The organism is Immundisolibacter sp. (assembly GCF_041625615.1).
Lineage (GTDB): Bacteria > Pseudomonadota > Gammaproteobacteria > Immundisolibacterales > Immundisolibacteraceae > Immundisolibacter.
The window spans coordinates 1-6,885 of sequence record NZ_JBFJTF010000123.1; the positions used below are offsets into that span (position 1 = coordinate 1).

A 6,885-nucleotide genomic window follows, 5' to 3' on the forward strand; every position below is an offset into this window, starting at 1 on the left:
CATGACTGAAAACAACCCTGGAGCGCCCGTTCGGGTCTTGTCAGGGCCAAACCGGGCCGGTGCCGGATAACGAGCCAGCGGAGGCCGATCAGACACGCAGCCGACCGTTCGTGCAAAACGGTAGAACCCACAAGGATACCGCGTGATGTGTGCGGGCCCAAATGCGCAGGATGATCGTCATCGGTCGGCGGGGGCGCGGGGGACGGGGGTCAATGCGCGCGCGGTTGTTTCCGACAGGTCGGTCGGGGTGTCGACGTCGTGCAGGATTCCGGGGTCATCCACAGCGATTTCCCGCACGTCGGCGGCGTGTCGCTGCAGCAGGGCGCGGGCGCCCTGGTCGCCGACCAGCCGGGTCAGTTCCCGCTGCAGGGCGGAGGCGAAACCCACCGGGTGGCCACGGTGGCCATGATGGGTCGGCACGACGATGACCGCTCCGCGCTCCAGCGCCCGACGCACGCGCCGGATGGTGTCCGGTCGCACGGCCGGCATGTCGCCCAGGGATACCAGCAGCCTGGCGGCGGGCGGCGCGTGGTCGGCGCCGCAGGCCAGGCTGTGGCCCATGCCCAGGGTGGCCCGTGGGCACTCCACCACCTGGGCGCCGGCCTGTTCAAGAGCGTCGGCCAATGCCCCAGCGCCGGGGCGCACGACGGCAATCACTTGATCGACCGCCGGGTGCAGCGCCGCCAGTGCATGCAGCACCAGTGCCCGGCCATGCAGGGGCGCCAGCAGTTTGTCGCCACCGAAGCGCCTGCCCGCGCCGGCGGCCAGCAGGATGCCGACGGTGGGGCAGGTACTCACGCAGCGCTGGCGGCTTTGCGCGCGGCGGGGTCGGCCAGCCGGTCACGGGCGCCGCCGAGTGCGTTGTTGCGCGCGGCGATCAGTTCCGCCGCGATGGCGACCGCGATCTCCATGGGCGCGTGCGAGCCGATGGGCAGGCCGATGGGGGCATGCAGGCGCGCCAGGGCGGTGGCGGGGACGTCCAGCTGGCGCAGGCGCTCCAGGCGGGCGTCGGTGGTGCGCCGCGAGCCGAGCGCACCGACGTAGAAGGCGGGTGATTCGAGGGCCTCGATCAGGGCCATGTCGTCCACGCGCGGGTCGTGGGTGAGGGTGATGATGGCCGAGCGCTCGTCGCTGACGCGCGCGCGGATCAGGTCGTCCGGCAGGCCGGCCACCAATTCGGTGCCGGGCACGTCCCAGGTGGCGGCATAGTCGGCGCGCGGGTCGCAGACCACCACGTGGTAGTCGAGCGCCTGCGCCAGCTGGGCGATGCAGCGCGACAGCTCGGCCGCGCCGATGATGATCAGTTGCCACTGCGGCCCGAACACCTTGCGCAGCAGGCTGTCCTGAAGCCGGCAGGCGGCGGTGTGGGGCTGTGCGGGCAGCAGGCGGGTGGTGCCGGTGTTCAGGTCGAGTTCGCGGCACACGGCCCGGCGTTGTTCAAGCGCCTGACGCACCGGCTCCAGGGCCTCGGCGTCGTCTATCGACTCGCAGACCAGTTCCAGTGTGCCGCCGCAGGGCAGGCCAAAGCGTTCGCCTTCCTCGCGCGAGACGCCATACACCACGCGTTCGGGGCGCTCCGAGGCGACCTGCCCGCTGCGCAGTCTGACCACCAGGTCGTCCTCCACGCAGCCACCGGACACCGATCCCATCAGGTGTCCCGGCCCGCCCACCGCCAGCAGTGACCCGGCGGGTCGTGGCGAGGAGCCCCACGTTTTTACGACGGTGACCAGATGGCCGCGCCCGCCTGCCCGGACCCAGTCCTGCAGGGCGCGAATGACGTTCAGATCGCTGCTGTCCATGCGGGTGCCTACGGTGTGTGCACGTCTTGCGTCGATTGTATGCGGCGCCGTCAGCCGGGGCGCCGGGCCGCGGCGCGCGCCAGGGCAAGGGGGCGGTCGCTGCCCGCCGCGTCGCATAGGCCTTCCTCGTAATGCACCAGCTGCAATTGCCACAGCAGGTGCCGCAGCTCGTTGGTCCTGAGGCGGTAGTGGTCGGAAGCCGGGCCGGCCACCGGTTCCGGCCAGCGCAGGTGCTGCTCGAACAGCAGCCAGCCACCGGGCCTGAGCGCGTCGGCGAACTGCGCCAGCAGGTCGCGGTTGACATAGTGGATGTTGACGATGAGGTCGTAGTGGTCGGCCGGCAGGCGGTGATCGGCCAGGTCAGCACACTGCCAGTCGACCCGTACGCCGCGGCGGTCGGCGTGTTCCCGGGCGCGCGCCAGCGCGGTCGGTGCGATGTCGATGCCGGTGACCGCGAAACCGGCCTCGGCCAGCGCGATGGCGGTGGCCCCGAGACCGCACGCCACATCCAGCGCCCGTCCGCGTGGCAGGCGTGGCAACCAGTGCTGCACGAACGGCGCGGGCTGCGCCGCGTAGGCGGCGGTGCCGGAACGGTAGCGGGCTTCCCAGCGGTCGGCGTCGGCTGTGGTCATGTCGGGCTCCTCGGGTAGCGATCAAGCATAGAGCATGAGATGCGCGCCGCAGCGGGTAGCATTAGCGCCCTGGCGCCGCCGGGCGCGAGTGGGCGAGAGTTTCAGGGGAGGTTGCATGTCGGTCCGCAAGCTGTTGTTCTGGTTGGTAGTTGCGGGGCTGGGCGCGTTCGTGTTCGGGGGCATTGCCCTGGCGCGTGGCGAGTCGATCAACGCCTGGTGGCTGATTGCGGCGGCGGTGTGTGTGTATGCCATCGGCTATCGCGTGTACGGCGCGTGGGTGGCGACGCGCGTGCTGCTGGTCGACGGCGGGCGGGCAACGCCGGCTGTACGCATCAACGATGGCCGCGATTTCGTGCCCACCAACCGCTGGGTGGTGTTTGGCCACCACTTCGCGGCCATCGCCGGGCCGGGGCCGCTGGTCGGGCCAACGCTGGCAGCGCAGTTCGGCTACCTGCCGGGGACCTTGTGGATCCTGGTCGGCGCCGTGCTCGGTGGCTGCATCCAGGACATGACGGTGCTGTTCTTCTCCACCCGGCGCAACGGCCGCAGCCTGGGCCAGATGGCCCGTGACGAGCTGGGTCCGGTCGGCGGTGGCGCAGCGCTGATCGGCACGCTGATGATCCTGATCATCCTGATTTCCGTGCTGGGGCTGGTGATTGTCAACGCCATGAAGCACAGCCCCTGGGCCACCGCCACCGTGCTGGCGACCGTGCCGATTGCCATTCTGGTGGGTGTCTACATGCGCGGCATCCGGCCCGGCCGGGTGCTCGAGGGCAGTGCCATCGGCATCGCGCTGCTGCTGCTGGCGGTGTGGGGCGGTGGCTGGGTGGACCAGCAGCCAACGCTGCGGACCTGGTTCGACCACGGGCCGCTGACCATCGCCTACGGAATCATGGTGTATGGCTTCGTGGCGGCGGTGGTGCCGGTGTGGCTGCTGCTGGCGCCGCGCGATTACCTGTCCACGTTCATGAAGCTCGGTACGGTGGCGTTGCTGGCCGTGGCCATCGTGTGGCTGAACCCGGTACTGCACATGCCGGCGCTGACGCAGTTCGTGGATGGCACGGGGCCGATTTTCGCCGGCAAGGTGTTTCCCTTCGTGTTCATCACCATCGCCTGCGGTGCGGTATCCGGCTTCCATGCGCTGGTCAGTTCGGGCACCACGCCCAAGCTGCTGACCGATGAGCGCGACATCCACATGATCGGTTACGGCAGCATGATGCTGGAGTCGTTCGTGGCCCTGATGGCGCTGATCGCCGCCTGCGTGCTGGAGCCGGGCGTGTTCTTCGCCATCAACACCGCCGCCGGCGTGGTCGGCGAGGGTGCGCAGGCGGTGGCGACCATTTCTTCCTGGGGCTTCCCGGTCACGCTCGAACAGATGGAGTCGCTCGCCCGGGAAATGGGCGAGGCGACGCTGTTCGCGCGCACCGGCGGGGCGCCGTCACTGGCCGTGGGGATGGCCAGCATCTTCAGCAGCGCCTTCGGTCAGGGGATGCTGGCGGTCTGGTACCACTTCGCGATCATGTTCGAGGCGGTGTTCATTCTGACCACCCTGGATGCCGGCACGCGCGTGGGACGGTTCATGCTGCAGGATTTCCTGGGCAACTTCGTGCCGGCGCTGGGGCGCACGGCCTGGTATCCGTCGGTGCTGCTGTGCAGCGGGCTGGTGGTCGCCGGGTGGGGGTACTTTCTGTACATCGGCGTTATCGATCCGGCCGGCGGGGTCAACATCCTGTGGCCGCTGTTCGGCATTTCCAACCAGATCCTGGCGGCCATTGCCCTGTCGGTGGGCACCGCCATCCTGGTCAAGACCGGGCGGGAGCGCTATTTCTGGGTCACCGGCCTGCCGCTGGCCTGGCTGACGGTGGTCACCAGCAGCGCCGCCTGGCAAAAAGTGATGAGCGATGACCCGCGCCTGGGTTTCTTTGCCGGTGCCAATGACCTGGCCAGCAAGCTGGCGGCGGGCGTGTTGCCACCGGAGAAGGCCGCGGTGGCGCCGCAGCTGATTTTCAACCAGCGCCTGGATGGCTGGCTGACGGTGCTGTTCGTGGGGTTGCTGTGGTTGATCCTGGCCGACATGACGCGGGTGTGCCTGCGCCATGTGCGCCAGAGTGCCGGCATGACACCGGCGCAGGAGTCGGCATGAAGCTGGTGCGCGCGTTCTGGTCGTGGCTGCGGGCGGTCAGTGGTGACGACGCCTACGAGCGCTATCTGGCACACCACGCGGCGGTACATCCCGAGCGGCCGGTGCTGGACCGGCGCACCTTCTTCAAGCAGCGTCAGGCGGCGGACTGGTCGCAGGTACGCCGCTGCTGCTAGACGTGGGTAGTGACCAGGCTGCCGGCCGGTGCCGTCAGCGCCAGCGTCAGGAACTGCACACGCAGTTGCCAGTGCTTGCGTGACGGTGCCGGTTGGCAGTCCACCACTTGGGCCAGCGCGTCGAACAACGGTGTTTTGAGCGCCAGTACCGTGTGCGGGGGCAGGTGGTGGTCGAGTGTCATCCGGGCGCCGGCCGGCGAGAAATCCTCGAGCATCGCCGCGCGTGGTCCGCTGTCCTGGCGCAGGAAGTACTCCACCGGAGCGGCCAGGGTTCGGCGATCGAAGGCCCGTCGCGCCTCGTTGAACTGTTGCGCGCCCGGTGGGGGCGACAACGGACTGCCGCACACCTGGCACCGCCGGTGGCTCGTGCCCGGGGACTGCACGGCGATTCCGGACAGGCAGTACGGGCACTGCCTGTCCGGCGCGGCAGGTGGGCAAGGCGGTGGAGGCGAGGCGTGCTCAGGATCGCCGAGCTGCGCGTCGTAGGCGGCACGCCGGTCCGGGTCTGACAGCGTGGCGTAGGCCTCGTTGAGCAGGCTGGCGGTGGCACCGTCGCCACCGAGGTCCGGGTGCTGGCGCAGTGTCTGCATCAGGGTGCGGTAGGCGGTGCGGATCACCGCCTCCGGTGCGTCCGGCTGCAGGTGGAGAATGCGGTAGTAGTTGCGGCGGTTTGGCGACGTCATGGCGATCGACTTCCCGGGCCGGGCAGCGAGGCGGGCCCACCTCGGACAGTTTATCGGCGCCTTGGACGCGGGTTTTAGCCGTCGCGCGGCAAGCCGGGGTAAACTAGCCGATTATTGGGTTGCCGCGCTCGCGGCGCCCGGTCTCTGTCGGCGCCGTGAGCGCCAGTCTTGTTTCTGACCGGCCTCGACTATCTCGTTCGGCCCGGTTACTACCGAAGGATCTCTCAATGCCATTTGCCACGCTCGGCCTGCGCGCTGAGCTGTGTCGTGCCGTGGCCGCACGCGGCTACGCCAATCCCACTCCCATCCAGCAGCAGGCTGTGCCGGTGGTCCTCGCCGGCCAGGATGTGCTGGCCGCCGCCCAGACCGGTACCGGCAAGACAGCCGGGTTTGCGCTGCCGATGTTGCAGCGTCTCGCCGACTCGGGGCGCCCCCTGCGCCCGCGTACGGTGCGGGCCCTGATTCTCACGCCCACGCGCGAACTGGCGGCGCAGGTCGGCGACAGCGTCAGCGCGTACGGCGGTGAACTGCGCCTGAAAAGCGCCGTGGTGTTCGGCGGTGTGGGCTTCAATCCGCAGGTGACCGCGCTGGCGCGGGGCCTGGATGTGTTGACCGCCACGCCCGGCCGTCTGCTCGATCACCTCCAGCAGGGCACGGTGTCGCTGGATGCGGTGGAAATTCTGGTGCTGGACGAGGCCGACCGCATGCTCGACATGGGGTTCATCCGCGACATGCGACGGATTCTTGCCCGCGTGCCCAGCGATCGGCAGACCCTGCTGTTCTCGGCCACGTTCAGCCAGGAAATTCGCGACCTGGCCGGCCAGTTCCTGCGCCGGCCGGTGGAGATCGACGTGGCGCCGCGAAACACCACGGTCGAGCGCATCTCGCAGGAAGCGTACGCGGTCGACAAGACCCGCAAGCGCGAGCTGCTGTCCTGGCTGGTTGGCAGCAATAACTGGCGTCAGGTGCTGGTGTTCGCCCGCACCAAGCATGGCGCCAACCGGTTGGCGGAGCAGCTCGAGAAGGACGGGCTGCGCAGCGCGGCCATCCACGGCAACAAGAGCCAGGGAGCCCGCACCCGGGCGCTGGAAGGCTTCAAGAGCGGTGATCTGCGGGTGCTGGTGGCGACCGACATCGCTGCGCGTGGCCTGGACATCGACCAGCTGCCGCTGGTGGTGAACCACGACCTGCCGCAGGTGCCGGCCGACTACGTGCACCGCATTGGCCGCACCGGGCGCGCCGGCAGAGACGGGCGGGCGATCTCGCTGGTGGCGCCGGACGAAATCGGGCTCCTGCGCAGTATCGAGCGTTTGATCAACCTGCGTATCACGCCGCAGGTGCTGCCCGGCTACGAGCCGTCGGCGGGCGCCGCGTCCATGGTCTCCCCGGAGCCACGGCGTGGTGGCGATCGGCGGCCGGCTGCACCGGCCGATCAGCAGCGCCGACGCCCGCGTC

The 6,885-nt window shown here is 69.5% G+C and carries 7 protein-coding genes; 3 read left to right on the forward strand and 4 right to left on the reverse strand.

Going from position 1 to position 6,885, the window contains the following annotated elements:
* Positions 1–177: 177 nt before the first annotated feature.
* From ABYX71_RS09490 to ABYX71_RS09500, 3 genes are read right to left on the reverse strand one after another with little or no spacing between them, the layout of a single operon-like run.
* Positions 178–798: an NTP transferase domain-containing protein gene (locus ABYX71_RS09490; RefSeq protein WP_372696261.1), complete on the reverse strand. Its 621-nt coding sequence runs from the start codon at positions 796–798 to the stop codon at positions 178–180.
* Positions 795–1,799 (reverse strand): XdhC family protein, encoded by a 1,005-nt coding sequence (locus tag ABYX71_RS09495; protein ID WP_372696262.1) that lies wholly within the window; start codon positions 1,797–1,799, stop codon positions 795–797. Before ABYX71_RS09495 ends, ABYX71_RS09490 begins: the two co-directional genes overlap by 4 nt.
* 50 nt (positions 1,800–1,849) lie before the next feature.
* Complete coding sequence (locus ABYX71_RS09500) at positions 1,850–2,431, reverse strand: class I SAM-dependent methyltransferase (protein ID WP_372696263.1); 582 nt, start codon at positions 2,429–2,431, stop codon at positions 1,850–1,852.
* Between the two features lie 115 nt (positions 2,432–2,546).
* Between ABYX71_RS09500 and ABYX71_RS09505 the strand changes: the two genes are divergently transcribed.
* On the forward strand, positions 2,547–4,574 hold the full coding sequence (locus ABYX71_RS09505; protein ID WP_372696264.1) for a carbon starvation CstA family protein: 2,028 nt from the start codon (positions 2,547–2,549) through the stop codon (positions 4,572–4,574).
* Positions 4,571–4,747 carry a YbdD/YjiX family protein gene (locus ABYX71_RS09510; protein ID WP_372696265.1) on the forward strand — a complete coding sequence of 59 codons (177 nt, stop codon included), beginning with the start codon at positions 4,571–4,573 and terminating at the stop codon, positions 4,745–4,747. The genes ABYX71_RS09505 and ABYX71_RS09510 overlap by 4 nt, the downstream gene beginning before the upstream one ends.
* Here ABYX71_RS09510 and ABYX71_RS09515 read toward each other — a convergent pair.
* A complete protein-coding gene (locus tag ABYX71_RS09515; RefSeq protein WP_372696266.1) occupies positions 4,744–5,430 on the reverse strand; it encodes a DnaJ domain-containing protein in 687 nt (228 codons plus the stop codon). The two genes, ABYX71_RS09510 and ABYX71_RS09515, sit on opposite strands and share 4 nt — an antisense overlap.
* Positions 5,431–5,657: 227 nt before the next feature.
* On the opposite strand from ABYX71_RS09515, the gene ABYX71_RS09520 reads away from it, so the two are divergent.
* On the forward strand, positions 5,658–6,885 hold a 1,228-nt coding region (locus tag ABYX71_RS09520), incomplete at its 3' end, for a DEAD/DEAH box helicase (protein WP_372696267.1).

What these genes read in the sequence shown, in the direction of transcription:
- ABYX71_RS09500 (WP_372696263.1), bottom strand. Translation starts at nt 2,431, where the DNA reads ATGACCACAGCCGACGCCGACCGCTGGGAAGCCCGCTACCGTTCCGGC.
- ABYX71_RS09495 (WP_372696262.1), bottom strand. Translation starts at nt 1,799, where the DNA reads ATGGACAGCAGCGATCTGAACGTCATTCGCGCCCTGCAGGACTGGGTC.
- ABYX71_RS09510 (WP_372696265.1), top strand. Translation starts at nt 4,571, where the DNA reads ATGAAGCTGGTGCGCGCGTTCTGGTCGTGGCTGCGGGCGGTCAGTGGT.
- ABYX71_RS09515 (WP_372696266.1), bottom strand. Translation starts at nt 5,430, where the DNA reads ATGACGTCGCCAAACCGCCGCAACTACTACCGCATTCTCCACCTGCAG.
- ABYX71_RS09505 (WP_372696264.1), top strand. Translation starts at nt 2,547, where the DNA reads ATGTCGGTCCGCAAGCTGTTGTTCTGGTTGGTAGTTGCGGGGCTGGGC.